We start from the raw sequence: 24,842 nt of genomic DNA on the forward strand, positions 1-24,842 counted from the left end.
GGGAGATCCGTACCCGTAGGTGGTCCGGTTCGCTGATCCCCGCGCCCAGCTGCTCAGGCGACGACGCGGCCGCGGAGGACCAGTCGTTGCGGTCGCTGCAACGTGTCCAGCTCGGTGCGGGGGTCGGCCTCGTACACGACGAGATCGGCCGGCGCCCCCTCGGCGATGCCGGGCAGGCCCAGCCACCCGCGCGCCGCCCAGGACGCCGCGCCGACCGCCGCCTCCGCGGGCAACCCGGCGGCGTGCAGCGCCCGCACCTCGTCGGCGATGACCCCGTGGTCGATGCCGCCGCCGGCGTCGGTGCCGGCGAACACCGGCACACCGGCCTCGTGGGCCGCCCGCACCACGGCGCCGGCCTGCGCGTACAGCCGCCGCATCGTCGAGGCGTAGGCGGGGAACCTCGCCTCCCCCGCCGCCGCGAAGCCGGGGAAGTTCGCCACGTTCACCAGGGTCGGGACGACCGCGGTGCCCCGGGCCGCCATCTCGCCGACCAGCTCCTCGGTCAGCCCGCTGCCGTGCTCGATGCAGTCGATGCCGGCCCCGATGAGGTCGGGCAGCGCATCGGTGCCGAAGGTGTGCGCGGTGACCCGGGCGCCCTCCTCGTGCGCGGCGGCGATCGCCGCGGCGACGACGTCGGCCGGCCACTCCGGCGCCAGGTCGCCCACCCCGCGGTCGATCCAGTCGCCGACGAGCTTCACCCAGCCGTCGCCCCGCCGGGCCTGCACCCGGACCTGCTCGACGAGGTCGGCCGGCTCCAGCTCGATGGCCAGCCCGGGGATGTACCGCCGGGTCGCGGCCAGGTGCCGGCCGGCCCGGATCACCCGCGGCAGGTCCGCGTGGTCGTCGAGCACCCGGGTGTCGACCGGTGAACCGCAGTCGCGCAGCAGCAGCACGCCGGCGTCCCGCTCGGCGAGCGCCTGGGCGCGGAGCCCCTCGAGGTCACCGACGTGCTCACCACCGTGCCCGAGGCCGACGTGGCAGTGCGCGTCGACCAGGCCGGGCAGCACGAACCCGCCCCGGTCGACCGTCTCGGCGCCCGGGACGGGTTCGAAGGTGATCCGCCCGTCCCGCACCCACAGGTCGCGGTGCTCCCCCTCGGGGAGGACGACGCCGGACAGGTGCAGGGCGGGGGTGGTCACCGGTTCAGCGGCCCTGGTCCCGGGACGGGCCGTCCTTGAACTGGCTGAAGTCGAGCTTGGAGAGGTCGGGCAGCGCCTGGCCGGGCGGGAGGCCGGGCAGGCCACCGGGCGGCTGGCCGGGCATGCCGCCGGGGAAGCCACCCATCGCGCCGGGCGCACCGATCGGCCGGCGCGCCGGGCCACCCTTGGCCTTGCCCTTCCCCTTCTTGCCCTTGCCGCGGGCCTGCACCTGGTTCTGCCGGCCGCGCTGCTTCTTCGACATCGGCCCCATGCCGGGCATGCCCATGCTGCCGGCCATCTGGCCCATCATCTTCTGCGCCTGGGCGAACCGCTCCAGCAGCTGGTTGACGTCGGTGACGCTCATGCCGGAGCCGTTGGCGATGCGCACCCGCCGCGAGGCGTTGATGATCTTCGGCTCGACCCGCTCGGCCGGCGTCATCGACCGGATGATCGCCGCCGTGCGGTCCAGGTCACGCTCGTCGACCTGCTTGAGCTGGTCCTTCATCTGGCCCGCACCGGGCAGCATCCCCAGCAGGTTGGCGATCGGCCCCATCTTGCGGATCGCCATCATCTGCTCGAGGAAGTCCTCGAGGGTGAAGCCCTCGCGGGCGGCCAGCTTGCCGGCCATCCGCTCGGCCTGGTCGGCGTCGAAGGCCTGCTCGGCCTGCTCGATGAGGGTGAGCACGTCGCCCATGCCGAGGATGCGCGAGGCCATCCGCTCGGGGTGGAAGACGTCGAAGTCGGCCAGCTTCTCGCCGGTGGAGGCGAACATGATCGGCTGGCCGGTGATGTACCGGACCGACAGCGCCGCACCACCGCGGGCGTCGCCGTCGAGCTTGGTGAGCACCACGCCGGAGAAGCCGACGCCCTCGGCGAAGGCCTGCGCGGTGGTGACCGCGTCCTGCCCGATCATCGCGTCGACGACGAAGAGCGTCTCGTCGGGCTGCACGGCGTCGCGGATGCCGGCGGCCTGGGCCATCAGCTCCGCGTCGATGCCCAGCCGGCCGGCGGTGTCGACGACGACGACGTCGTGCATCGTGCGCCGCGCGTGGTCGATCGACTCGCGGGCCACCGCGATCGGGTCGCCGACGCCGTTGCCGGGGGCGGGGGCGAAGACGTCCACGCCGGCCTGCCCGGCGACCACGGACAGCTGCTGCACCGCGTTGGGGCGCTGGAGGTCACAGGCGACCAGCAGCGGGGTGTGCCCCTGGCTCTTCAGCCAGCGGCCGAGCTTCCCGGCCAGCGTGGTCTTCCCGGCGCCCTGCAGACCGGCCAGCATGATCACCGTCGGGGACTGCTTGGCGTAGCGGATCCGCCGGGTCTCCCCGCCGAGGATGCCGACGAGCTCCTCGTTGACGATCTTGATGATCTGCTGCGCCGGGTTCAGCGCCTGGGAGACCTCGGCGCCGCGCGCCCGCTCCTTGACCGAGGTGATGAAGGAGCGGACGACCGGCAGGGCGACGTCGGCCTCGAGCAGGGCGATCCGGATCTCGCGCGCGGTGGCGTCGATGTCCTCGTCGGAGAGCCGGCCCTTGCCGCGCAGACCGGTGAAGACCTTGTCCAGGCGGTCGGAGAGGGTCTCGAACACAACACGTCCTCAAAGCAGTCGGGCGCGCAGCCGCCGCCGGAGTCCGGACGGTTCGACTCGGGCGCCCGGGGCCACCCCGGGGCCGTCACGCCACCTCTGCCCAGCCTAACGACCTCCGGGCCGACGCGGACCCCGCGGCGGTGCACCTGGTCAGGCGGCGGCCCGCCGGTGCCGCTCCCCCGCCGACACCTCGCGGTTCACGATGGCCGCGCCGCAGTCGACGCAGAGCCACTCCGGGCACTCGCCACCGTCCTCGGTGTGGCCGTCGATGCACGGTGGCTGCTCGAAGCGGGTGTCGTGCCCACAGCTCACGCAGGGCCAGGTCGGCAGCTCGCTCACGGGGTGCCCCTTCCGTTCGTCGTCTCGGCGCCGGTCGTCGTCCGACACCTGCAACGTCCCACGAGGGTCCGACAGAACCGGGGCAGCCGCCGGGCCGGGCGCCGCTCAGCCGTCGCGGCCGGGCAGTCCGGCGGCGTCGCGGACCTCCCCGCGGGCGGCCGCGACCAGCGCCCGCTCGGCGCGTTCGCGCTGGCCGGCGTCGATCGGGGTACCGCTGGGGTCGGCGACGTAGAAGGCGTCGACGGCGTCCGCCCCCAGCGTCTCGATGGTGGCCGAGCTCACGTCCAGCCCCGCGTCGGCCAGCGCCGCGGTGAGCCGGTGCAGCAGGCCCGCGCGGTCGGTGGCGCGCACCTCCACCAGGCCGGTGACCCCGGTGGCCTCGGCGTCGAACCAGGAGACCCGCGGCGCGCGCCCCGGCGCCCGGTCCTGGCTGTAGTCGTGCTCCCGCTGCCGCAGCCGCTCGGCCAGCGGCAGGGTGCCCTCCAGCGCGGCGCGGACGCCGTCGGCGAGGATCTCCGGCACCGGTGCGCGCCCGAACCGGGGCCGGACGGCGAACACCTGCGTGGCGTGCCCGCCCTGCACGCTGACCCGCGCCGCGCGCACGTCGAGCTGGTTGAGCGCCAGCACCCCCGCGCACAGACTGAACAGCCCGGGCCGGTCGGGCGCGCCGATGGTGATCTGCTGACCGTCCAGCACGTCCTCCATGCCGACCGTGACCGGTTCGGTCGGCCCGGGGATCGCCGGCGCCGGTGCGGTGACCTGCGGCTCGGTGGGCTCCAGCACCGGCTCCGGGGTCGCGGTGCTGCCCAGCCGGGCGGCCACCCGGGCCACCAGGGCGGCGACCAGGTGGGCCTTCCACGGCGACCAGGCGGAGGTGCTGGTGGCCGCGCCGTCGGCCTGGGCGAGCGCGTGCAGCAGCTGCAGCAGGGCGGCGTCGGCGTCGATCGCCTCGACCACCCGGTCGACGGTCAGCGGGTCGTCCAGGTCGCGACGGGTGGCCACGTCGGGCAGCAGCAGGTGGTGGCGCACCATCGCGACCAGCGTGGCGACGTCCGGCGGGCTGAACCCCATCCGGGCGGCCACCTCCCCCACGACGACCACCCCGACGTCGGTGTGGTCGCCGGGCCAGCCCTTGCCGATGTCGTGCAGCAGGGCGCCCACCAGCAGCAGGTCCGGCCGGTCGACGTCCCGGGTGAGCTCCGCGGCCGCGGCCGCCGCCTCGACCAGGTGCCGGTCGACGGTGAACCGGTGCCAGGGGTGGCGCTGCGGCAGCGACCGCACCCGGTCCCACTCCGGCAGCATCCGGGACAGCAGCCCCTCCTGGTCCAGCTGCTCCAGCACCGGGACGGCGCTGCGCCCGCTGGCCAGCAGACGCAGGAACGACCAGCGGACCTCCGGCGGCCACGGCTCGGGCAGCGGCGGGGCGTGCACGGCGAGGACCTTGAGCGTGTACGGCGACAGCAGCAGGTCGGCCCGCGCGGCCGCCGCGGCGCCGCGCAGCACCAGGCCGGGGTCGGCGGCCGGCCGGGCGTCGCGGGCCAGCACCACCTCGTCGCCCTGGCGCACCAGCCCCTCGGCCAGCGGCTCCCGGCGCACCCGGCGGTAGCGGGCCCGGGGCCGGCGGACCAGCGAGGCGTCCACCCGGCGCCAGGTCTCGTCGGCGACGAACGCCAGCCGCCGGCCCGCCAGGCTCACCTGGCGCAGCAGCGCGTCGTCGTCGGCCAGCCCGAGCGCCTCGGCGACCGGCCGTTGCTCCTGCCGGACCAGCACGTCGATCGCCCGGCCGCTGCGCGCGCGCAGGGCGTCCCGGGCGTCGAGCAGCAGCGTGTAGGCCTCCCCCACGTCGGCCGGGGGCTCGTCGGCCAGCTGCGCGGCGGCCAGCGCGCGCAACACCTGCCCCTCCCGCAGGCCGCCGTAGGCCTCCTTGAGGTCGGGCTCGAGCAGGAACCCCAGCTCGCCGACCAGGCGGCCGCGGGTGCGCCGCAGCTCTCGCAGCTCGGGCAGCAGCCGCCCGGCGTGCTGGCGCCAGGAGGCCAGGGTGGCGGTGCGCAGTGCGGTGCTTGCCTCCCGGTCACCGGCCACGTGGCGCACGTCGAGCAGACCGAACCCGGCCTTGACGTCGTCGCCCGCGACCGCGACCGCCTCCGCCACGGTGCGCACCGAGTGGTCCAGCCGCAGCCCGGCGTCCCAGATCGGGTACCAGAGCGCATCGGCGAGCGCGGCGATCTCCGGCCGGCCGTCGTGCACGAGCACGAGGTCAAGGTCACCGTGCGGGGGCAGCTCGCGCCGGCCCAGGCTGCCGACGGCGACCAGCGCGACCCCCTGCTCCGCCGGTGTCGCCGGCGGGGCCCCGCGCCGGCCGGTCGGGCGCGGAGTGCCGGCGAGCGCCTCGGCCAGCAGGCCGGCCAGCCAGGTGTCCACCGCCTGGACCCGCTCGGCGCGGGGCAGGCGGGGCAGGGCCTCGAGGTCGAGCACGCAGCACCTCTCGCGGTGGTGGGGACGGAGTCGGCGTCGTGAGACGCGTCGGCCGGGGCGGCGGGTCTCCCCACCACCCCGGCCGACGTACCGAGGTCGTGCCGGCCCCGTCCCGAGGCTCACCCGAGCGTGCGAGGGATGAGGAGGACGGGGTCCTTCGTCAGAGCGCGTCGGCCCCGCGCTCTCCCGTGCGGACCCGGACGACCTCGTCGATCGTGGTGACCCACACCTTGCCGTCACCGATCTGCCCGGTCGACGCGGCCTCGACGATCGCGTCGACCACCCGGGCCGCTTCGACCTCGCCGACCACGACCTCGATGCGGACCTTCGGCACGAAGTCCACCTGGTACTCCGCCCCGCGGTAGACCTCGGTGTGGCCCCGCTGACGACCGAAGCCCTGGACCTCGCTCACGGTCAGACCGGCGATGCCGATCAGCTCGAGTGCGTTCTTGACGTCGTCGAGCTTGAACGGCTTGACGATGGCGGTGACGAGCTTCATGCCCGGCTCCCTTCCGTGTTGCGCGCCTCGGCGCGTGCCTGGCCACCCAGGGGCGCGGTGCTGCCACCGCCACCCAGGGAGGCGAAGTCGTACCCCGACTCAGCGTGCACCACGGTGTCGATGCCGCTCACCTCGTCCTCCTCGGTGAGCCGGAAGCCGATCGTCTTCTGGATGAGGAAGCCGATGACCAGGGTGAGGATGAACGAGTACGCGAGCACCGCCAGTGCGCCGACGACCTGCCGCCACAGCTGGTCGACGCCGCCACCGTAGAAGAGGCCGTCCACACCCGCCGGCGCGGCCGCGGTGCCGACGAAGCCGACCAGGATGGTGCCGACCAGGCCACCGACCAGGTGGACGCCGACGACGTCGAGCGAGTCGTCGTAGCCGAGCTTGAACTTCAGGCCCACGGCCAGGGCGCACAGCGCACCGGCGACCGCGCCGACGATGATCGCGCCGATCGGCGAGACCGCGGAGCAGGCCGGGGTGATCGCGACCAGCCCGGCCACCACGCCGGAGGCGCCGCCCAGCGAGGTCGAGTGACCGTCGCGGATCTTCTCCACCAGCAGCCAGGCCAGCGTCGCGGCACCGGTGGCGACCAGGGTGTTCACCCAGGCGACGGCGGCGGTGTTGTCCGCGGCGAGCGCGGAGCCGGCGTTGAAGCCGAACCAGCCGAACCACAGCAGCCCGGCGCCGATCATCACCAGCGGCAGGTTGTGCGGCCGCATCGCGTCCCGGCCGAAGCCGCGGCGCTTGCCCAGCACCAGGGCCAGGGCCAGCCCCGCCGCACCGGCGTTGATGTGCACCGCGGTGCCGCCGGCGAAGTCGATCGCCGCCAGGTCGTTGGCGATCCAGCCACCCACCACGTCGTCGCCGTCGAAGGCGAAGACCCAGTGCGCGACCGGGAAGTACACGACCGTCGCCCAGATGCCGGCGAAGACCATCCAGGAGCCGAACTTGGCCCGGTCGGCGATGGCGCCGGAGATCAGCGCCACGGTGATGATGGCGAAGACGGACTGGAAGCCGACGAAGGCCATGGTCGGGAGCGCGGCGTCGGTGTCCTCCATCAGGCCGTTGAGCCCGAAGAACTCGAAGGGGCTGCCGAGCAGGCCCAGCCCGATGTCGTCGCCGAACGCGATGGAGTACCCCCAGAGCACCCACAGCACGCTGATCAGCGCGAGCGCACCGAAGCTCATCATCATCATGTTGAGCACGCTCTTGGCGCGGACCATGCCGCCGTAGAAGAGTGCGAGGCCTGGGGTCATCAGCAGCACGAGAGCGGCGCTGGTGAGGATCCAGGCGGTATTGCCGGTGTCGAGCACGGCAACCTCCTGAGGGTGTCGTCGGCCTTCGGCCGCAAGCGGGGGCCCGGGGGCCTCGGGGTCGACCGCCGCCCTGGGAGGGCGGCGGGTTGAGCCGGCGCCTCCACCGGGGGGCGACGCGGTGAGAACGGTGCCGACCTCGTGTTTCCAGCGGCGGCGCGGACGTGTTTCGCGGCCGTGAACTCCGCAGCGCGTGTCGACCGGTTCTGTTCCAGCTGTGTTGCGCACGTCCCGCCGGCCCCCCTCGGTGACCCTCGAGGTGCGGTGCGTCACCTGCCCGCCGGCTCCCGGCCGCCTTGTTGCAAGCGGGATGCAACTGCGATCGATGTGCAATAAGGTCGGTCAGTCGCAGCGCCGCGGCCGGCCGTGCCCAGGCCGCCCGGCCGGCGCACCACCCGACGTCCCGGAGGTCCGCGTGCACGTCCCCGATGGCTATCTCGACGCGGCCACCACCGCCGGCACCGCGGCGGTCGCCGCCGCCGGCGTCGCCCTGGCCCTGCGCGGTTCCCGCCGGGAGCTCGACGAGCGGACCGCACCGATGGCCGGCCTCACCGCCGCCTTCGTCTTCGCGGTCCAGATGATGAACTTCCCGATCGCCTACGGCACCAGCGGCCACCTGGTCGGCGGCGCGCTCACCGCCGTCCTGGTCGGCCCCTGGACGGCGGTGCTGTGCATGACCGTCGTCCTGCTGGTCCAGGCCCTGGTCTTCGCCGACGGCGGGCTCACCGCCCTGGGCACCAACGTCACGCTGATGGCGCTGGTCGCCGTGGCGGTCGGCTACGGCGTCTTCGCCGGGCTGCGCCGGGTGCTGCCGGCCGGCCGCACCGGGGTGCTCGCCGCGGCCGGGGTGGGCGCGTTCCTCTCGGTGCCGGTGGCGGCGCTGGTCTTCGCCGGCCTCTTCGGGCTCGGTGGGGTCGCCGACGTGTCGCTCGTGGCGGTCGCCGGCGCGATGGGCGGCGTGCACCTGCTGATCGGGCTGGGCGAGGCGGCCATCACCGTCGCGGTGCTCGGTGCGGTCCTCGCGGTCCGGCCGGACCTGGTCCGCGGTGCCCGGCACCTGGCCCGCCCGGCGACGACGCTGGCCCCGCGCCCGGAGACCGCCGGGCGGCCCCGCACCCCGAACACCACCGCACCCCAGCCCGCGGCGGACGCCGACCAGCGGCCGGTGCTGACCCCCACGGACGCCCGGTGAGCGCCCCGGAGCGCGGTCGCACCCGGGCCTTCCTGCTGGCCGGCGTCGTCGTCGCCCTGCTGATCGCCGGGGTCGGCAGCTTCTACGCGAGCGCCTCCCCCGACGGCCTGGAGGCCACCGCCGCCGAGCAGGGCTTCGACCACACCGCGCAGGACAGCGCGGTCGCCGGCTCCCCGCTGGCCGACTACGGCACCGCGGGGATCGACGACGCCCGGCTCTCCGGTGGCCTGGCCGGCGTGGTCGGCGTGCTGCTGGTCCTGGTGCTCGCCGGCGGGCTGACGCTGGTGCTGCGCCGCCGGGGCCAGAGCCGGGACGACGAGCCCACCGACGACGCCGTCCCCGCCTCCCGCGACTGAGGTGGGCGCCGGACACACGCACGGCGGCCTGGGGGCGACCTACGTCCCCGGCGACAGCCCGGTGCACCGCCTGGAGCCGCACACCAAGCTGGTCGCCGTCCTGACCTTCGCCCTGGTCGTGGTGCTCACCCCGGTGCACGCCGGCTGGGCGCCGCTGGCCTACGCCGCCTTCCTCGTGCTGCTGCTCGTCGTCGCGGCCGTCGCCGGGGTGCGCCCCGGGCGGTTGCTCCGCGGCCTGGTGGTCGAGGTGCCCTTCGTCCTGTTCGCGGTGCTCCTGCCGTTCGTCTCCCGCGGGCCCCGCACCGAGGTGCTCGGCCTCTCGCTGTCCGAGAGCGGGCTGGCGGCCGGCGGGAGCATCCTGGCCAAGGCGACGCTGTCGGTGCTGGCCGCCACCCTGCTGGCCGCGACCACCGAGCCGCGGGCCCTGCTACGCGGCCTCGAGCGGCTGCGGATGCCCTCGGTGCTCGTGCAGATCCTCGGCTTCATGATCCGCTACGCCGACGTGGTCGGCGGCGAGCTGCGCCGGATGCGGGTCGCCCGGGAGTCCCGGGGCTTCCGCGCCCGGCACCTGGGCGCGCTGAAGGTGCTGGGCCCGGCCGCCGGGTCGCTGTTCATCCGCTCCTACGAGCGCGGTGAGCGGGTGCACCTGGCGATGCTGTCCCGCGGGTACACCGGCCGGATCCCCACCGGGCCGGTCGCCGTGGTGGGCCCCCGTTCCTGGGCCCTCGCACTCACCCTGCCCCTGGCCGCGGCGGCCGTGCTGACGGCGGGTTCACTGCTCGGGTGAGCACTCCCCCGCCGTCCCTGGTCGTGGACGACCTGGCGTTCGCCTACCCCGACGGGCACCAGGCGCTGTTCGGGGTCGACCTGCGGATCGAGCCGGGCGAGCGGGTGGCGCTGCTGGGCCCCAACGGGGCGGGCAAGACCACTCTGGTGCTGCACCTGAACGGCATCCTGCGCGGGGGTCGGGGTCGGGTGGAGGTCGGGGGCCTGCCGGTCACCGAGCGCTCGCTGCAGGAGGTGCGCCGCCGGGTCGGGATCGTCTTCCAGGACCCCGACGACCAGCTCTTCATGCCCACGGTCGGTGAGGACGTCGCCTTCGGCCCCCGCAACCTGGGTCTCCCCGAGCCCGAGGTCGCGCGCCGGGTGGCCGACGCCCTGGGCGCCGTCCGGATGGCCGACGCCGTCGACCGGCCCCCGCACCACCTCTCCTTCGGGCAGCGACGCCGGGTCGCCGTCGCCACCGTGCTGTCGATGCAGCCCGAGGTGCTCGTCCTCGACGAGCCCAGCAGCAACCTCGACCCCGCCGGCCGCCGGGAGCTCGCCGAGGTGCTCCAGGCGCTGCCGGTGACCATGCTGATGGTCACCCACGACCTGCCCTACGCCCTGCAGCTGTGCTCGCGGTCGGTGGTGCTGGACGGCGGGGTGATCGTGGCCGACGGCCCGACCCGGGAGCTGCTCGCCGACACGGCCCTGCTGGCCGCCCACCGGCTCGAGCTGCCCTTCGGCTTCGACCCCCGCGCCGTCGGCTGAGGCCGTTGCCCGGTGGTCCACGGTTGCAGCCGGGGTGACCGGGGGTAGCCCGCACCATCGGGCCGATGGCAGGAGCCGGGCAGGAGGCACCAGCGACGTGGCAGAGGGACGTCCGCCGCACCGGGTGGAGCCGGACACGCTCCCGATGCCCGACTACGCCCGCGTCTTCGAGGTGGCGCCCGCGCCGCTGCTGCTGATGACCCCCGACCTGGTGATCGTGCGCGCCAACCAGGCCCGCCGGGAGGTGACGGCGACGACGGTGGCGGACAACGTCGGACGGCACGTGTTCGACCTGTTCCCAGCCAACCCGGACGACCCGGCCGCCGACGGCATCGCCAACTTCGCCGCCTCCTTGGCCGAGGCCCGGAGCACCCGCCGCCCGGTCACCATGGCGATCCAGAAGTACGACATCCGGATGCCCGACGGCACCTACCAGGAGCGCTTCTGGAGCCCGCGCAACGTGCCGGTGCTGGACGACGACGGCGAGGTCGCCTTCCTGCTGCACCGCTCGGACGACATCACCGACTACGTCCGGGACCGCGACGAGGCCCGCCGGGAGGCCGCCCGCGGGCAGCACCGGGTGGCCCAGGTGGAGTCCGACCTGTTCAGCCGCGCCCGCGAGCTGGAGCAGCTGAACACCCGGCTGCGGGAGGTCGGCGAGCGTGAACGGCACACCGCCCGGACGCTCACCGAGCTCGCGACCACCGTCTCCGCCCTCGCCCAGGCCGAGACCACGCAGGAGCTGTTGGAACTGCTGTTCGACCGCGGCCGTGCGGCGCTCGCCGTCGACACGGCGGCGGTGGCCCTGGCCCGGCCCGGCAGGCGCACGCTGGTCCTGACCGAGTTCCGCGACGGTCGGCTCTCCACCGCCGAGCTGGCCCCCGACTCACCCCTGCCGATGGCCGCGGCCGCAGCCGGGTCACCCCGGATCGTGCGCGACGCGACGCTGAGCGGCTGGTCCGACGTGGAGACCACCCGGGTGGCCGAGGGCTGGGGGGTGCGGTCCTGGGCCGCGCTCCCGCTGCGCGCCGGCGGCCGGCTGCTCGGCTCGTGGACGGTCGGCTGGGCCGGACCGCGCACGTTCGGGGACGAGGAGCTCCGGGTCCTGGAGGCCTACGCGGCGCAGTGCGCGCAGGCGGTCGAGCGGGTCGCCCGGCTGGAGGAGGAGCGGCGGCAGGCCCGCGCCACCCGCAGCCTGGCGGAGGCGCTGCAGCGCTCGCTGCTCACCGCACCGCCCCAGCCGGACGGCCTGCGGATCGGGGTGCGCTACCGGCCGGCCGCCCGTGAGGCCCAGGTGGGCGGCGACTGGTACGACGCCTTCCCCTCCGCCGACGGCGCGACCACCCTGGTCATCGGCGACGTCACCGGGCACGACCGGGACGCCGCGGCCGCCATGGGCCAGCTGCGGAACCTGCTGCGCGGCATCGCGCACGCCCTGGACGCCGCGCCCGCTCCGGTGCTGACCGCGCTGGACCACGCCGTCCACGACCTGGGGGTGACCACGCTGGTGACCACCGTGCTGGCCCGGGTCGAGCAAACCCCGGAGCAGGCCGCCGCCGGCATGCGCACGCTGCGCTGGGCCAACGCCGGCCACCTGCCGCCGGTGCTGGTCCGGGCCGACGGCGCCGCGCAGCTGCTGGAGCGTCCCCGGAACCTGCTGCTGGGCGTGGACCCGGGCACGCCCCGGTCCGACCACGCGGTGGACCTGTGCCCCGGGGACACCGTCATCCTCTACACCGACGGCCTCGTCGAGCGCCGGGACGCGACGCTCGACGAGGGCCTGGACCGGCTGGTCACGGCAGCCGCCCAGCTCGTCGGCACCCCCGTGGACGAACTCTGCGACGCCCTGCTGGCGCGGATGGCGCCGGACTTCGCCGACGACGTGGCCCTGCTCGCGCTGCGCATCGGCCCGGACTGACCGGGCGGCGTCAGCCGACGATCGCCTCGGCGAAGGCCTCCGGCTCGAAGGGCGCCAGGTCGTCCGGCCCCTCCCCCAGCCCGATCAGCTTCACCGGGATGCCCAGCTCCCGCTGCACCGAGACGACGATGCCGCCCTTCGCGGTGCCGTCGAGCTTGGTCAGCACGACCCCGGTCACGTGCACCGCCTCGGTGAAGACCCGGGCCTGGACCACGCCGTTCTGGCCGGTGGTGGCGTCCAGCACCAGCAGCACCTCGTCGACCGGGCCGTGCTTCTCCACGACCCGCTTCACCTTGCCCAGCTCGTCCATCAGTCCGGACTTGGTGTGCAGCCGGCCCGCGGTGTCGACCAGCACGGTGTCGACCTCGCCCTCGATGCCGGTGCGCACCGCCTCGAACGCCACCGCCGCCGGGTCGCCGCCCTCCTTGCCGCGCACGGTGAGCACGCCCACCCGCTCGCCCCAGGTCTCCAGCTGGTCGGCGGCGGCGGCGCGGAAGGTGTCGGCCGCGCCCAGCAGCACGCTCTTGCCGTCGCCCACCAGCGCCCGGGCGATCTTGCCGACCGTCGTCGTCTTCCCGGCGCCGTTCACCCCGACGACGAGGACGACGGCGGGGCGGCCGTCGTGCCGGTCGGTGTGCAGGGTGCGGTCCAGGTCGGGGCCGAGGACGGCGGTCAGCTCACGGACCAGCAGCTGCCGCAGCTCCTCCCCGGACGCGGTGGCCAGCACCAGGCTCTGGGTGCGCAGCCGGGACACGATCTGGGTGGTCGCGGCCACGCCGACGTCGGCGGCCAGCAGGGTCTCCTCGATCTCCTCCCAGTCGTCCTCGGTCAGCTTCTCCCGGCCCAGCACGGTGAGCAGCCCGCGGCCCAGCGAGGACTGCGACCGGGCCAGCCGGGACCGCATCCGGACCAGCCGGCCGGCCGAGGGCGGCGGGGTCTCGAAGACCAGGCCCGGCTCCGGCTCGGCCGGGGGCAGCTCGACCGGCGGGGCGACCGGGAGGTCGGCCGGGTCGACGGCGGTCGACCCGGAGCGCTCCGGCGGGACGGTGGGCGGGGCGGTGGGCTGGGGTGGGCGGGGCCGGGTCAGCGTGGTGCCGGACGCGGCGTCGTCGTCCAGCCGGGTGGTGCGCTTTCCCCGGCCGACGAGCAGACCGACGGCGGTCACCAGCCCGACGACGAGGATCGCGACCGCGATCAGCACGAACTCCACGAACTCCATGCAGGCAGTCTCCCAGCCTGCTCCGCGCCGCGGCACAGCCTCATGGGGCAGGCTGTCTCCCATGCCCGACACGCCCGGCCCCCGACCTCTGCTGCTGCTCGGGCCGCTGCTCCGGCACGTCGACCCGGTCTCGGCGACCGTGTGGGTGGAGACCGACCGGGCCTGCGAGGTGTCCGTGCTCGGCCGCACGGCCCGCACCTTCTGCGTGAACGGGCACCACTACGCCCTGGTCGTCGTCGAGGACCTGGAGCCGGGCTCGAGCACCCCCTACGAGGTGCACCTGGACGACGTCCGGGTGTGGCCGCCGGCGCAGTCGGCGTTCCCGGCCAGCCGGATCCGCACCGCCGGCCGCCCCGGCCCGTTCCGCCTGGCCTTCGGCTCCTGCCGGTACGCGACCCCGACGTCGGTCGACGTCCGGGAGAACATCCCGCCGGACGCCCTGGACGCCTACGCCCGCCGGCTGCTGGCCATGCCCGACGAGGAGTGGCCCGACGCGCTGGTCCTGCTCGGCGACCAGGTCTACGCCGACGAGGTGACCCCGGCGACCCGCAGCTGGATGGCGGCGCGGCGCGACCTGTCCCAGCCGCCGGGCGCGCAGGCGGCGGACTTCGAGGAGTACGGCCGGCTCTACGCGGAGTCCTGGAGCGACGCGCAGGTGCGCTGGCTGCTGTCGACGATCCCCTCGTCGATGGTCTTCGACGACCACGAGATGATCGACGACTGGAACACCTCCGCCGCCTGGCGGGCCGAGGTGACGCCCAGCGACTGGTGGCAGCGCCGGATCTGCGGTGGGCTGGTCAGCTACTGGGTCTACCAGCACCTGGGCAACCTCTCCCCGCGCGAGCTCACCGGGAACGAGACCTGGCAGGCGATCCTGGCGTCCCCGGGCGAGGACGCCGGGCCGATGCTCGACGAGATGGCCCGCGCCGCCGACCAGGAGCCGCTGACCGTGCGGTGGAGCTACGTCCGGCACTGGGGGCCGGCCCGGCTGGTCATGGTCGACACCCGGGCCGGCCGCGCGCTGGAGGAGGCGGACCGGAAGATCGTCGACGACGAGGAGTTCGCCTGGGTCGACGCCGCGGTGTCCCAGGCGGTGGCCGACGGCGTCGACCACCTGCTCATCGGCACCTCGCTGCCCTGGCTGCTGCCGCACGCGGTGCACGACATCGAGCGGTGGAACGAGACGCTGTCGGTGCGGCACGCCGGCCGTCCGTTGGGCCGGCTGATGGAGAAGCTGCGCCAGGCCGCGGACCTGGAGCACTGGGCGGCGTTCGAGCAGTCCTTCGAGCGGCTGGGCCGCACGCTGCTCGAGGTCGGGCGGGGCGAGCGCGGCCGGCCGCCGGCGACCGCGCTGGTGCTCTCCGGCGACGTCCACCACGCGTACGCCGCCGAGCTGGTGTGCCCCGGGGGGACGGAGAGCCGGATCCACCAGCTGACCGTCTCCCCGCTGCACAACGCCGCCCCGCACGTCATCGAGATCGGCTTCCGGCTCGGCTGGAGCCGCTGGGCCCGGGCGTTCACCGGTGCGCTGACCCGGCTGGCCCGGGTCGCCCCCAGCTCCCTGCGGTGGCGCAAGCAGGCCGGCCCGTTCTTCGGCAACGAGCTCGGCGAGCTGGTGCTCGACGGCCGGGACGCCCGGTTCATGCTGTGGGCCACCTCCCGCGACGCCGACGGCACCGAGCACTTCACCCAGGTGCTGGACACGCGGCTGTCCGGGAGATCGGCCACCCTGGGGGCATGACCGAACGCGCGCCCGGCCCGGCGGGGCCGTCGATCCCGGTCCGGCTGGTCACCTTCAACGTGCACCACGGCGTCGGGGACGACGGCCGGCACGACCTCCCCCGGCTGGCCCGGCTGCTGGCCGACGCCGAGGCCGACCTCATCTGCCTGCAGGAGGTCGACCGGCACTTCGGGCCGCGCAGCGAGGGGGTCGACCAGGCCGAGCTGCTGTCCCGGGCGCTGGACATGGCGCTGGCCTGGGGTCCGGCGATCGACGAGCCGGGTGGTGGGGGCAGCGACGGGGACGGCGAGCGGCGGCAGTACGGCAACGCGCTGCTGTCGCGGCTGCCGCTTCTGACCACCGACGTCCACCCGCTGCCCGGTGGCGGCGAGCCGCGCAGCGCGCTGCGGAGCCGGGTCGGGCTGCCGGGCGGGGCGCTGTGGGTGACCACCACGCACCTGTCCAGCCGGTCGCCGGCCGATCGCGCCGCCCAGGCCGCCGCGGTGGCGGAGCTGCACGCGGGGGCGGCGGAGCCCGGGGTGCTGGTCGGTGACCTCAACGCCGACGCCGGCGCCCCGGAGCTGGCGTCGCTGCGCGCGCGGCTCTCCGACGCCTGGGAGCAGGCGGCCGCGCGCAGCGACCAGACCTCCCGGTTCTCCCGGGGGCGCGACGCGGGCCTCACGCACCCGGCCCGCCGTCCGCGGGTGCGGATCGACCAGGTGTGGGTGACCCCCGGGGTGGCGGTCGCCGACGCCCGGGTGCTCGACGGGGCGGGCACCTCCGACCACCACCCGCTGCTGGTCGACCTCGCGGTGGCTCCGGCTACGACGCCTGGAGCTCCCGGAGACGCTGGCTGATCACCCCGGTGATCCCGTCGCCGCGCATGCTGACCCCGTAGAGGGCGTCGGCGATCTCCATCGTGCGCTTCTGGTGGGTGATCACGATCAGCTGCGAGGTGCCCCGCAGCTGCTCGATGAGCGTGATCAGCCGGCCCAGGTTGACGTCGTCCAGGGCCGCCTCGACCTCGTCGAGCACGTAGAAGGGCGACGGCCGGGCGCGGAAGATCGCCACCAGCAGGGCCACCGCGGTCAGCGACCGCTCCCCACCGGACAGCAGAGACAGCCGCTTCACCTTCTTGCCCGGCGGGCGGGCCTCGACCTCGACGCCGGTGGTGAGCAGGTCGTCGGGGTCGGTGAGGAAGATCCGCCCCTCCCCGCCCGGGAACAGCGTGCCGAAGACCTGCTCGAACTCGCGCTGGGTGTCGGCGAACGCCTGGGCGAACACCTCGTGGATGCGCGCGTCGACCTCGCGGACGACGGTGAGCAGGTCCCGGCGGGTGCTCTTGAGGTCCTCCAGCTGGGTGGCGAGGAAGGTGTGCCGCTCCTCCAGCGCCGCGAACTCCTCCAGCGCCAGCGGGTTGACCTTGCCCAGCGCTGCCAGGTCGCGCTCGGCCCGGGCGGCCCGGCGCTCCTGGGTGGCCCGGTCGTAGGGCACCGGCTCCGGTTCGGGCTCACCGGCCGTCTCGGCCGCGGCCACCTCCGCCTGGGTCGGCGGGACGGCGGCGGCCGGGCCGTACTCGGCGACCAGGGTGGGCAGGTCGACGCCGTACTCCTCGGCCGCCCGGGCCTCCAGCGCCTCGATCCGCAGCCGCTGCTCGGCGCGGGCCACCTCGTCGCGGTGCACCTCGTCGGTGAGCCGGTCCTGCTCGGCGGTGTGCTCCCGCACCCGCGCCCGGACGGCCAGCAGCTCGGCCTCCCGGCCGGTGCGGGCCTCGGCGAGGGCGTCGCGCTCGGTGGCGGCCCGGGCCAGCGACGTCGTCAGGGCGGCCAGCGTCTCCTCCGCGCCGGCGCGCACCCCCGCGGCCACGCGGGCACCGCGTTCCCGGGCCGCGCGGGCGGCGGCGGCGCGTTCCCGGGCGGCGCGCTCGGCCCGGGCCTGCCGGCGCAGCGACTCGGCCCGACCGGCCAGCGAGCGCACCCGCTCCTCGGCGGTGCGGACCGCCAGCCGGGCCTCGGTCTCGGCCTGGCGGGCCGCGGTGGCCTCGCCGCGCAGCCGGTCCCGCTCCTCGGTGGAGGGCTCCTCCGCCACCGGCGCGGCCTCCGCGTCGGCCAGCCGGTCCTCCAGCTCGACCAGTCCGGCGACCGCCTGCTCGTGGGCCTGCTCGGCCCGCACCCGAGCGGCGTCGAGGCGGTCGGCCTCGGCGACGGCGGAGCGGGCGGCGGCGCCGAGCTCGGCGAGCTCCGCCGCGGCGGCCGAGCGCGCCCGGTCGCCGGCCTGGCGGGCGGTCAGGGTGGTGTCGACGTCGGCGGAGCGCTCGGTGGCGACCTGCCGGGCCACGGCGAGCTGCTCGGCGAGGTCGGCGGCGTGCGCGGTCGCCTGCTCCAGCGCGGCGGCGGCCTCCTCGACCCGGGCGCGCACCTCCAGGCCGGAGGGGGCGTTGGCCTGGCCACCGGTGGCCCAGTCGGCGCCGAGCAGGTCACCGGCCCCGGTGACCGCCCGGAGCCGGGGGTGGGTGCGCACCAGCGTCACGGCGGCCGGGAGGTCGGCGACGACGGCCACCCGCTCCAGCGCCCGGGCCAGGGCGGGCGCCAGCTCGGCGGGGGCCTGCACCAGGTCCAGGGCCCAGCGGGCGCCGTCGGGCAGCTCGGGCCAGCCGTCGCGGGCCACCGGCGGGAGACCCCCGGTGACCAGCAGGCCGACCCGGCCACCGACACCGCCGGACAGGTGGGTGAGCACGTCGGCGGCCTCGGCGACCCCGGCGACGACGACGGCGTCGGCCAGGCCACCGAGCGCGGCGGCGAGCGCGACCTCGGCGCCGGGGGTGACGGTGAGCCGGTCGGCGACCGGGCCCAGCACGCCGGGGAGCCCGGCGGCGAGCACGGCGGCCGCCCCGTCGGCGGGGGCCAGCCCGAGGGCCAGCGCGTCGCGGCGGGCCTGGGCGCCGGCCCGGTCGCGCTCGGCGGCGCGCTCGGCGGCGGTGAGCTCGGTGACGGTGCGCACGGCGTCGGCGTGCGCGGTGACCGCCGCCGCGTGCGCCGCGGCGAGGTCGGTGTCGTCGCCGGCGTCCTCGGTGAGCTCGTCGCGGCGCTGGGCCAGCCGTTCGGCGGCGGCCTCGGCCCGCTCGGTCGCCTCCGCCGCGGCGGCGGCGAGGCGCTCGATCTCCGCCTCCCCGGCGGCGGCCCGGGACCGGCCGGCGGCCACCTGCCCGGAGAGCCGGGCCAGCTGCTCGCGCCGGTCGGCCAGTGCACGGGCGGCGGCGACCAGCGCCCGCTCGGCCTCGGCGAGGGCGGCCTCCCCGTCGGTGTGCAGCGCGACCGCCGTGGCGAGCCGGGCCCGTTCGGCGTCCAGCGAGGCGGCGAGCTCGCGCTCGGTGGTCTCCACCCGGTCGGCCTCGGCGTCGAGCTGATCGGGGTCGCGGCCGGCCGGGCCGGCCGGGGGCGCCGCGGAGAGGTGCCGGTGCCGCTCGGCCGCCAGCTGCGCGACGCCGCGGAAGCGCTCCCCCAGGGTGGAGAGCCGGTACCAGGCCTCCTGCGCGGCGGCCAGCTGCGGGGCGTCGGCGGCCAGCTGCCGCTCCAGGGCAGCCTCGGCGCGGGATGCCTCGGCGAGGGCCTGCTCGACGACCGCCCGCCGCGCGCGGGCGGCGGTCTCGTCGGCGACGTCCTTGTCCAGCGCGTCACGCAGGCCGACCAGGTCGTCGGCGAGCAGCCGCAGCCGGGCGTCGCGCAGGTCGGCCTGCACGCCGGCGGCGCGGCGCGCCATCTCGGCCTGCCGACCCAGCGGCTTGAGCTGACGGCGCAGCTCGGCGGTGAGGTCGGCCAGCCGGTCGAGGTTGGCCTGCATCGCGTCGAGCTTGCGGAGCGCCTTCTCCTTGCGCTTGCGGTGCTTGAGGACGCCGGCGGCCTCCTCGATGAACGCGCGGCGGTCCTCCGGCCGGCCGGACAGCACGGCATCGAGCTGCCCCTGACCGACGATGACGTGCATCTCCCGGCCGATCCCGGAGTCGCTGAGCAGCTCCTGGACGTCGAGCAGGCGGACCTTGTCGCCGTTGATCTCGTACTCGCTCTCCCCGGAGCGGTACATGCGGCGGGTGATCGACACCTCCGTGTAGTCGATCGGGAGGGCGCCGTCGGCGTTGTCGATGGTGAGGGTGACCTCGGCGCGGCCCAGGGCCGGGCGGCCGGCGGTGCCGGCGAAGATGACGTCCTCCATCTTGCCGCCGCGCAGGCTCTTGGCCCCCTGCTCGCCGAGCACCCAGGCGATCGCGTCGACGACGTTGGACTTGCCCGAGCCGTTCGGGCCGACGACGGCGGTGATGCCCGGCTCCAGACGGAGCGTCGTCGGCGACGCGAAGGACTTGAAGCCCTTGAGCGTCAGGCTGGACAGGTGCACGGTGAGCAGACTCCGGTGGCCGGCGGGACGGGTGCCGACCCGACGTTAACCGAGCACACCGACAGGACCCCGGCTCGCGGGGCGCCCGGGGCTGGTGGTGCCGAGGCGGCCGATCAGGCCAGCGCGGGGGCGGTCTGCTCGTCGGCCAGGGAGAGCAGCTCGCGGGCGATCACGTTGTCGCGCTCCTCGCGGAGGACGGTGAGCTCCTCCTCCAGGCGGCGTACCCGCGCCCGCAGCGCGGCGTTCTCCTGGGCCATCCGGAGCTCGTGCGGAGCGACGACGGAACCGAACAGGGCCTTGGCCATGACTGAGCGGCCTCTCGCAGACATGAGGTGGTTCCCGCGCACCGCCGAAGGCGGTCTGCACGGGCTGGTCGTCTCAGGGTGACACCCACCTCGACCTGGGTCAACGCCTCGACCACCGCGTCCCCGTGTCGGGTGGATGTCGTCTTGGTCACCCCGTGGTGAAGCCGTGGACCCCCTGCACCACGTCGTCCCGGGCCTCTACGCCGCGCACCGTGCCGGGGGCGTCGGGTCCGTCGAGCGCGGCGAGCACCGCGGCGACGTCGTCGGCCGGGCCCTCCAGCACGACCTCCACCCGGCCGTCGGGCAGGTTCGTCGCCGACCCGGCCAGGCCGCGCGCGGTGGCCGCCCGGCGCACGAAGAACCGGTAGCCGACGCCCTGGACCAGCCCGTCGACGAGCGTGACCACCCGTCGCCGCCCGTCGGTCGCCCCCGCGGTCACGACCGCCGCCGGGGACGGGGCTGACACTGCGGGCAGCTGTAGCTCGACCGGTTCATGAACTGCTCCCGGACGACGGCGGTGCCGCACCGCGGGCAGGGCCGCTCTTCCTGCCCGTAGACGGCCAGGTGCCGGGAGAAGTAGCCACTCTGCCCGTTGACGTCGACGTACAGGGAGTCGAACGACGTCCCGCCCTGGGCCAGCGACTCACCGAGGACGTCGCGGACGCCCTCCAGCAGCGCGGTGACCTGCGGCCGGGTCAGCTTGTCGGTGGGCCGGGTGCCGTGCAGCCGGGCGCGCCACAGCGACTCGTCGGCGTAGATGTTGCCCACTCCGCCGATCAGCGTCTGGTCCAGCAGCGCCCGCTTGACCTCGGTGCGGCGCCGGCGCAGGGCGGCGGTGAACGCGCCCTCGTCGAAGCCGGGGTCCAGCGGGTCGATGGCGATGTGCGCGAGCCGGGGCGGCAGCGCCTCGCCGGTGGTCTCCTCGACGGCCAGGCCGCCGAAGGTGCGCTGGTCGACGAAGCGCAGCTCGCGGCCGCCGTCGGTGAAGCGGAAGCGCGCCCGCAGGTGCACCTCGTCGGGCTCGCTGCGCTTCTCCACCAGCAGCTGGCCGCTCATCCCCAGGTGGGCGACGAGCGCGCGGTCCGCGGGGGCACCGTCGGCCCCGGCCAGCGGCAGCCACAGGTACTTGCCGCGCCGGTGGGCGGCGCTGAACGTGGCGCCGGTCAGCGCCGCGACGAAGTGGTCGGCGCCCTCGAGGTGCCGCCGGACGGCGCGCGGGTGGCGCACCTCGACCGCGGCGACGGTGCGGCCGGCGACCCAGCGCTCCAGCCCGCGCCGGACGACCTCGACCTCGGGGAGCTCGGGCACTCAGGCCGCCGGGTCCGAGCCGGACTCGGCCGCCAGGGCCCGCCAGGCCGCCTCCGCGGCCTCCTGCTCGGCGGCCTTCTTGGTCCGGCCCGAGCCGCGGCCGCGGGCCGTGCCAGCCAGCAGCACCGAGGCGGTGAAGGTCTTGGCGTGGTCGGGGCCCTCGTCCTCCACCTCGTAGACCGGCGCGCCCAGGCCCTGGGCGGCGCCCAGCTCCTGGAGGCTGGTCTTCCAGTCCAGGCCGGCGCCGCGGGTGGCCGACTCGGCCAGCAGCGGGTCGAAGAGCCGGTGCACCAGGGAGCTGGCGACGTCCAGGCCGCGGCCCAGGTGGATCGCGCCGATCAGCGCCTCGAGGGCGTCGGCGAGGATCGAGTCCTTCTCCCGGCCGCCGGTGGTCTGCTCACCGCGGCCCAGCAGCAGGTGCGGGCCGATGCCGCCGTCGCCGAGGGACCGGGCGACCCTGGCCAGGGAGGTCATGTTCACCACGGAGGCCCGCAGCTTGGCGAGCTGCCCCTCGGGCAGGTCGGGGTGGCTGCGGTAGAGCTCGTCGGTGACGACCAGCCCGAGCACCGAGTCGCCGAGGAACTCCAGGCGCTCGTTGGTGGGCAGGCCACCGTGCTCGTAGGCGTAGGACCGGTGGGTGAGCGCCAGGGTGAGCAGGTCACCGGGGAGGGAGACGTCCAGGGCGTCGGCCAGCCAGCGGGCGGCCTGGACGGCGTGCGCACCGTCGGCCGGTGTCGCGGTCGAGCTACCCACGCCGGGAACGGGGGCGGAGCGGGTCAGACCGCGAGGGTCTGACGGCCGTCGTACTGACCGCAGGTGGGGCAGGCCTGGTGCGGCGGCTTGAGCTCGCGGCAGGCGGGGTTCTGGCAGGCGGCCAGGGTGGGGGCGGTCGTCTTCCACTGCGAACGGCGGGACCGGGTGTTCGCGCGCGACATCTTCCGCTTCGGGACGGCCACGTCAGTTCTCCTCTGGGTCGGTGCGGGCGGACCCGGACTGGGACCCCTCCGCGGTGTCGGTCAGGTGCGCGAAGCGGCCGGCCAGCCCGGCGAACCGGGGGTCGATCACCTCGTGCGAGTGGTCGGCGGGCAGGTCGTCGAGCCGCTCACCGCAGTCGACGCACAGGCCGGAGCAGTCCGGCGTGCAGGTGGGCGACAGCGGCAGGGTGAGCACGACGGTGTCGCGGACGAGCGGTGCCAGGTCGACCGTCTCGTGCTCGATCCGGCGGATCTCGTCCTCACCGCTGGTGGCCTCGGTGGTGCTGCCCTCGTAGGCGTACAGCTCCTGGACGTCCAGGGTGAGGGTGTCGGTGAACGGTTCGAGGCAGCGGGCGCACTGGCCGGCCACGGGGACGTCGACCTCGCCGGAGACGAGGACGCCCTCCATGACCGACTCCAGGCGCAGCCGCAGGTGGACCGGCTCGCCCGCGGGCACGCCGATCATCTCCACGCCCCAGCCCTCCGGGGCGGGCAGCGTCTTGTCCCACTCGCGCATGGAGCCGGCCCGACGGCCCAGCTCGCGCAGTTCGACCTTCCAGACCCGGGCGGCGGCCCGCTCCGCGGCGGTCGCGGCGGGGTCGCCGGCGGGACGCCGGGCGTCGGTGGACGCGGCGTCGGAGTGGCGGGCAGAGGCAGCAGGCATGTCAGTACTCGTCGTCGTCGATGTGGGGTGCCGGCGCGGCCCCGCGCGGACGGCGCGGGACGGCACGGAGCCGGACAGACGTCCAGCCTACCCGACCCCGGCGGGCACCCGCCGGGCGCCGGGGCCGCGCAGGGGTCAGGGAGCCCTGAGGTTGCTGCGTGCCTGCTCGACCGAACGCGCCATGTGGGCGAGGGTGTTCCCGAAGTCGGCCAGCCGGGTGTCGACGTACTTGTCGACCTCCGCGCGCATCCGGGCCACCTCGGCCACGGTCTGGGCGCCGAGCTCGTCGGCCCGGGCCACGGCGGTGCGGTACACCTCGGTCTCGGTGAGCAGCCGCTCGTTCTCGGCCGCCCCCTCGGCGACCAGCTGCTCGGCCTGCGCCCGCCCCTCGGCGACCAGCTGGTCGCGCAGCCGCTCGGCCTCGGCGACGATCGCCTCCGCCTCCGCCTCGGCCCGGGCCAGCAGGTCGTCGGCCTGTTCCTGCGCCTGGGTGAGCAGCTCGTCGCGCTGCCGCCGGGCGGTGCCGACCATCTCCTCGCGCTGCCGGCGGGCGGCGGCGACGACCTGGTCGCTCTCGCTGCGGGTGCGCCCGGTGAGCCGCTCGGCCTCGGCCTGCGCCTGCTGGAGGATCTCGGTGCGCTGCTCGACGATCGCGCCGGCGGCGTGCACCTCCTCCGGCAACGTCTCGCGCAGCTCGTCGAGCAGGTCGAGCAGGTGGTCGCGCGGGACCATGCAGGAACCGGACATCGGCACGCTGCGGGCGTTCTCGATCACCGTGGTCAGCTCGTCCACGGTCTCGTAGAGCCGGTACACGACCTCGGTCATGCGGATGCCTCCCGGGCCCGGGCCACCAACCGGTCGTTGACGGCCGCGGGCACCAGTGACGAGACGTCGCCGCCGAACCGGGCGATCTGCTTCACCAGGCTGGAGGAGAGGTGGCCGACCTGGGGTGCGGTGGGCACGAACAGCGTCTCGACGCCGGCCAGCTCGCGGTTCAGCTGCGCCATCTGCAGCTCGTACTCGAAGTCGCCGACGGCGCGCAGCCCCTTGACCACCACCGGCGCGTCGCGCGCCTTGCAGTAGTCGACGAGCAGGCCGGAGAAGCTGTCGACGACCACGTTCGGCAGGTCGACGGTGGCCTCGCGCAGCAGCGCCATCCGCTCCTCGACGTCGAACAGGCCCGCCTTGCCGGGGTTCACCAGCACCGCGACGACCAGCTCGTCGTACAGCGCGGCGGCGCGGCGGATCACGTCGACGTGGCCGTTGGTGACCGGGTCGAACGAGCCAGGGCAGACCGCGCGCCTCACAACGAGCGACCGTACCGGAGCACGGCCTCCCCGTAGCGCCGATCGCGCAGCCCGGTCAGCGGTGTCGGCCATGCGAAGGGCTGGTCCCGGCTGGACCGCTCCACCACCACCACCGCCTCCGGGGCCAGCCAGCCGCCCGCGGTGAGCGAGCCCAGCACCCCGAGCACCTCCTCGTCACCGACGGCGTACGGCGGGTCGGCCAGCACCAGGTCGAACGCCGCCGGCGCCGGCCCGGCGACCACGGTGGTCACGTGGCCCTGCACGACGCGTGCCCCGGGCAGGCCCACGGCCTGGATGTTCGCGCGGAGCACCGGCAGCACGCCGGCCCCGGACTCCACGAACACCGCCTCCGCCGCCCCGCGGCTCAACGCCTCCAACCCCAGGGCCCCGGAGCCGGCGTAGAGGTCGAGCACCCGGGCACCGTCCAGGTCGAGCAGGGAGTTCAGGGAGTTGAACAACCCCTCGCGGGCGCGGTCGCCGGTGGGCCGCACCCCGGCCCGCGGCACCTTCAGCCGCCGCCCGCCGGCAGTTCCGGCGATGATCCGGGTCACGTTCTCGGCCCCCTGCAGGGTCCCACCGCGAGTGGAAGGACCCCGTC

The 24,842-nt window shown here is 75.6% G+C and carries 24 protein-coding genes; 7 read left to right on the forward strand and 17 right to left on the reverse strand.

Going from position 1 to position 24,842, the window contains the following annotated elements; genetic code table 11:
• Window positions 1-53: 53 nt before the first annotated feature.
• From ACI79U_RS07905 to ACI79U_RS07930, 6 genes are all read right to left on the reverse strand, one after another.
• Window positions 54-1,139 carry an amidohydrolase family protein gene (locus tag ACI79U_RS07905; protein ID WP_457066431.1) on the reverse strand — a complete coding sequence of 362 codons (1,086 nt, stop codon included), beginning with the start codon at window positions 1,137-1,139 and terminating at the stop codon, window positions 54-56.
• Window positions 1,140-1,143: 4 nt separating this feature from the next.
• Window positions 1,144-2,727, reverse strand: a complete 1,584-nt coding sequence (gene ffh / locus ACI79U_RS07910; RefSeq protein ID WP_457066433.1) for a signal recognition particle protein — start codon at window positions 2,725-2,727, stop codon at window positions 1,144-1,146.
• Window positions 2,728-2,877: 150 nt separating this feature from the next.
• Window positions 2,878-3,066: a hypothetical protein gene (locus ACI79U_RS07915; protein ID WP_457066435.1), complete on the reverse strand. Its 189-nt coding sequence runs from the start codon at window positions 3,064-3,066 to the stop codon at window positions 2,878-2,880.
• 105 nt (window positions 3,067-3,171) lie between these two features.
• Window positions 3,172-5,541 carry a [protein-PII] uridylyltransferase gene (locus ACI79U_RS07920; RefSeq protein WP_457066437.1) on the reverse strand — a complete coding sequence of 790 codons (2,370 nt, stop codon included), beginning with the start codon at window positions 5,539-5,541 and terminating at the stop codon, window positions 3,172-3,174.
• 160 nt (window positions 5,542-5,701) lie between these two features.
• Window positions 5,702-6,040 carry a P-II family nitrogen regulator gene (locus ACI79U_RS07925; protein ID WP_166525939.1) on the reverse strand — a complete coding sequence of 113 codons (339 nt, stop codon included), beginning with the start codon at window positions 6,038-6,040 and terminating at the stop codon, window positions 5,702-5,704.
• Entirely contained in the window at window positions 6,037-7,359 is a 1,323-nt protein-coding gene (locus tag ACI79U_RS07930; RefSeq protein ID WP_457066440.1) for an ammonium transporter, read from the reverse strand. The genes ACI79U_RS07925 and ACI79U_RS07930 overlap by 4 nt, the downstream gene beginning before the upstream one ends.
• Window positions 7,360-7,774: 415 nt before the next feature.
• On the opposite strand from ACI79U_RS07930, the gene ACI79U_RS07935 reads away from it, so the two are divergent.
• The 5 genes from ACI79U_RS07935 to ACI79U_RS07955 all read left to right on the forward strand — a co-directional run bounded on the left by ACI79U_RS07935 (window position 7,775) and on the right by ACI79U_RS07955 (window position 12,358).
• Window positions 7,775-8,551, forward strand: coding sequence for an energy-coupling factor ABC transporter permease (locus ACI79U_RS07935; protein ID WP_457066442.1), 777 nt, complete (start codon window positions 7,775-7,777; stop codon window positions 8,549-8,551).
• On the forward strand, window positions 8,548-8,907 hold the full coding sequence (locus ACI79U_RS07940) for a PDGLE domain-containing protein (protein ID WP_457066444.1): 360 nt from the start codon (window positions 8,548-8,550) through the stop codon (window positions 8,905-8,907). Before ACI79U_RS07935 ends, ACI79U_RS07940 begins: the two co-directional genes overlap by 4 nt.
• Window position 8,908: 1 nt before the next feature.
• The gene (cbiQ, locus tag ACI79U_RS07945; protein WP_457066446.1) at window positions 8,909-9,694 is read left to right on the forward strand and encodes a cobalt ECF transporter T component CbiQ; all 786 of its coding nucleotides are present in this window, start codon (window positions 8,909-8,911) and stop codon (window positions 9,692-9,694) included.
• Entirely contained in the window at window positions 9,691-10,440 is a 750-nt protein-coding gene (locus ACI79U_RS07950) for an energy-coupling factor ABC transporter ATP-binding protein (RefSeq protein ID WP_457066448.1), read from the forward strand. Before cbiQ ends, ACI79U_RS07950 begins: the two co-directional genes overlap by 4 nt.
• A 97-nt stretch (window positions 10,441-10,537) precedes the next feature.
• Entirely contained in the window at window positions 10,538-12,358 is a 1,821-nt protein-coding gene (locus tag ACI79U_RS07955; RefSeq protein WP_457066450.1) for a SpoIIE family protein phosphatase, read from the forward strand.
• Window positions 12,359-12,368: 10 nt separating this feature from the next.
• Here ACI79U_RS07955 and ftsY read toward each other — a convergent pair whose 3' ends face one another.
• Window positions 12,369-13,577 (reverse strand): signal recognition particle-docking protein FtsY, encoded by a 1,209-nt coding sequence (gene ftsY / locus ACI79U_RS07960; protein WP_457066452.1) that lies wholly within the window; start codon window positions 13,575-13,577, stop codon window positions 12,369-12,371.
• 61 nt (window positions 13,578-13,638) lie between these two features.
• On the opposite strand from ftsY, the gene ACI79U_RS07965 reads away from it, so the two are divergent.
• Window positions 13,639-15,318, forward strand: coding sequence for an alkaline phosphatase D family protein (locus ACI79U_RS07965; protein ID WP_457066454.1), 1,680 nt, complete (start codon window positions 13,639-13,641; stop codon window positions 15,316-15,318).
• Window positions 15,315-16,154, forward strand: a complete 840-nt coding sequence (locus ACI79U_RS07970; RefSeq protein WP_457066456.1) for an endonuclease/exonuclease/phosphatase family protein — start codon at window positions 15,315-15,317, stop codon at window positions 16,152-16,154. Before ACI79U_RS07965 ends, ACI79U_RS07970 begins: the two co-directional genes overlap by 4 nt.
• On the opposite strand, the gene smc is transcribed toward ACI79U_RS07970, so the two are convergent.
• The 10 genes from smc to rsmD all read right to left on the reverse strand — a co-directional run bounded on the left by smc (window position 16,120) and on the right by rsmD (window position 24,795).
• The gene (smc, locus tag ACI79U_RS07975; protein WP_457066458.1) at window positions 16,120-19,686 is read right to left on the reverse strand and encodes a chromosome segregation protein SMC; all 3,567 of its coding nucleotides are present in this window, start codon (window positions 19,684-19,686) and stop codon (window positions 16,120-16,122) included. The genes ACI79U_RS07970 and smc overlap by 35 nt on opposite strands.
• A 113-nt stretch (window positions 19,687-19,799) precedes the next feature.
• Window positions 19,800-19,991, reverse strand: coding sequence for a hypothetical protein (locus ACI79U_RS07980; RefSeq protein WP_457066460.1), 192 nt, complete (start codon window positions 19,989-19,991; stop codon window positions 19,800-19,802).
• Between the two features lie 148 nt (window positions 19,992-20,139).
• Window positions 20,140-20,457 carry an acylphosphatase gene (locus tag ACI79U_RS07985; protein ID WP_457066462.1) on the reverse strand — a complete coding sequence of 106 codons (318 nt, stop codon included), beginning with the start codon at window positions 20,455-20,457 and terminating at the stop codon, window positions 20,140-20,142.
• Complete coding sequence (gene mutM, locus ACI79U_RS07990) at window positions 20,427-21,299, reverse strand: bifunctional DNA-formamidopyrimidine glycosylase/DNA-(apurinic or apyrimidinic site) lyase (RefSeq protein ID WP_457066464.1); 873 nt, start codon at window positions 21,297-21,299, stop codon at window positions 20,427-20,429. The genes ACI79U_RS07985 and mutM overlap by 31 nt, the downstream gene beginning before the upstream one ends.
• On the reverse strand, window positions 21,300-22,052 hold the full coding sequence (rnc, locus tag ACI79U_RS07995) for a ribonuclease III (protein ID WP_457072785.1): 753 nt from the start codon (window positions 22,050-22,052) through the stop codon (window positions 21,300-21,302). It abuts the gene before it with no gap.
• Window positions 22,053-22,075: 23 nt separating this feature from the next.
• Entirely contained in the window at window positions 22,076-22,255 is a 180-nt protein-coding gene (rpmF, locus tag ACI79U_RS08000) for a 50S ribosomal protein L32 (protein WP_153362036.1), read from the reverse strand.
• 1 nt (window position 22,256) lies between these two features.
• A complete protein-coding gene (locus ACI79U_RS08005) occupies window positions 22,257-22,937 on the reverse strand; it encodes a YceD family protein (RefSeq protein WP_457066468.1) in 681 nt (226 codons plus the stop codon).
• A 135-nt stretch (window positions 22,938-23,072) separates the two neighbouring features.
• On the reverse strand, window positions 23,073-23,762 hold the full coding sequence (locus ACI79U_RS08010) for a hypothetical protein (protein WP_457066470.1): 690 nt from the start codon (window positions 23,760-23,762) through the stop codon (window positions 23,073-23,075).
• Entirely contained in the window at window positions 23,759-24,244 is a 486-nt protein-coding gene (gene coaD / locus ACI79U_RS08015; RefSeq protein WP_457066472.1) for a pantetheine-phosphate adenylyltransferase, read from the reverse strand. The genes ACI79U_RS08010 and coaD overlap by 4 nt, the downstream gene beginning before the upstream one ends.
• Window positions 24,241-24,795: a 16S rRNA (guanine(966)-N(2))-methyltransferase RsmD gene (rsmD, locus tag ACI79U_RS08020; protein ID WP_457066474.1), complete on the reverse strand. Its 555-nt coding sequence runs from the start codon at window positions 24,793-24,795 to the stop codon at window positions 24,241-24,243. The genes coaD and rsmD overlap by 4 nt, the downstream gene beginning before the upstream one ends.
• Window positions 24,796-24,842 lie beyond the last annotated feature (47 nt).

The organism is Modestobacter sp. SYSU DS0904, assembly GCF_054051115.1.

Excerpts from the sequence above, each read along its gene's own strand:
- ACI79U_RS07925 (WP_166525939.1), bottom strand. The coding sequence starts at position 6,040 with ATGAAGCTCGTCACCGCCATCGTCAAGCCGTTCAAGCTCGACGACGTC.
- ftsY (WP_457066452.1), bottom strand. The coding sequence starts at position 13,577 with ATGGAGTTCGTGGAGTTCGTGCTGATCGCGGTCGCGATCCTCGTCGTC.
- ACI79U_RS07965 (WP_457066454.1), top strand. The coding sequence starts at position 13,639 with ATGCCCGACACGCCCGGCCCCCGACCTCTGCTGCTGCTCGGGCCGCTG.
- ACI79U_RS07970 (WP_457066456.1), top strand. The coding sequence starts at position 15,315 with ATGACCGAACGCGCGCCCGGCCCGGCGGGGCCGTCGATCCCGGTCCGG.
- ACI79U_RS07980 (WP_457066460.1), bottom strand. The coding sequence starts at position 19,991 with ATGGCCAAGGCCCTGTTCGGTTCCGTCGTCGCTCCGCACGAGCTCCGG.
- ACI79U_RS08005 (WP_457066468.1), bottom strand. The coding sequence starts at position 22,937 with ATGCCTGCTGCCTCTGCCCGCCACTCCGACGCCGCGTCCACCGACGCC.
- ACI79U_RS08010 (WP_457066470.1), bottom strand. The coding sequence starts at position 23,762 with ATGACCGAGGTCGTGTACCGGCTCTACGAGACCGTGGACGAGCTGACC.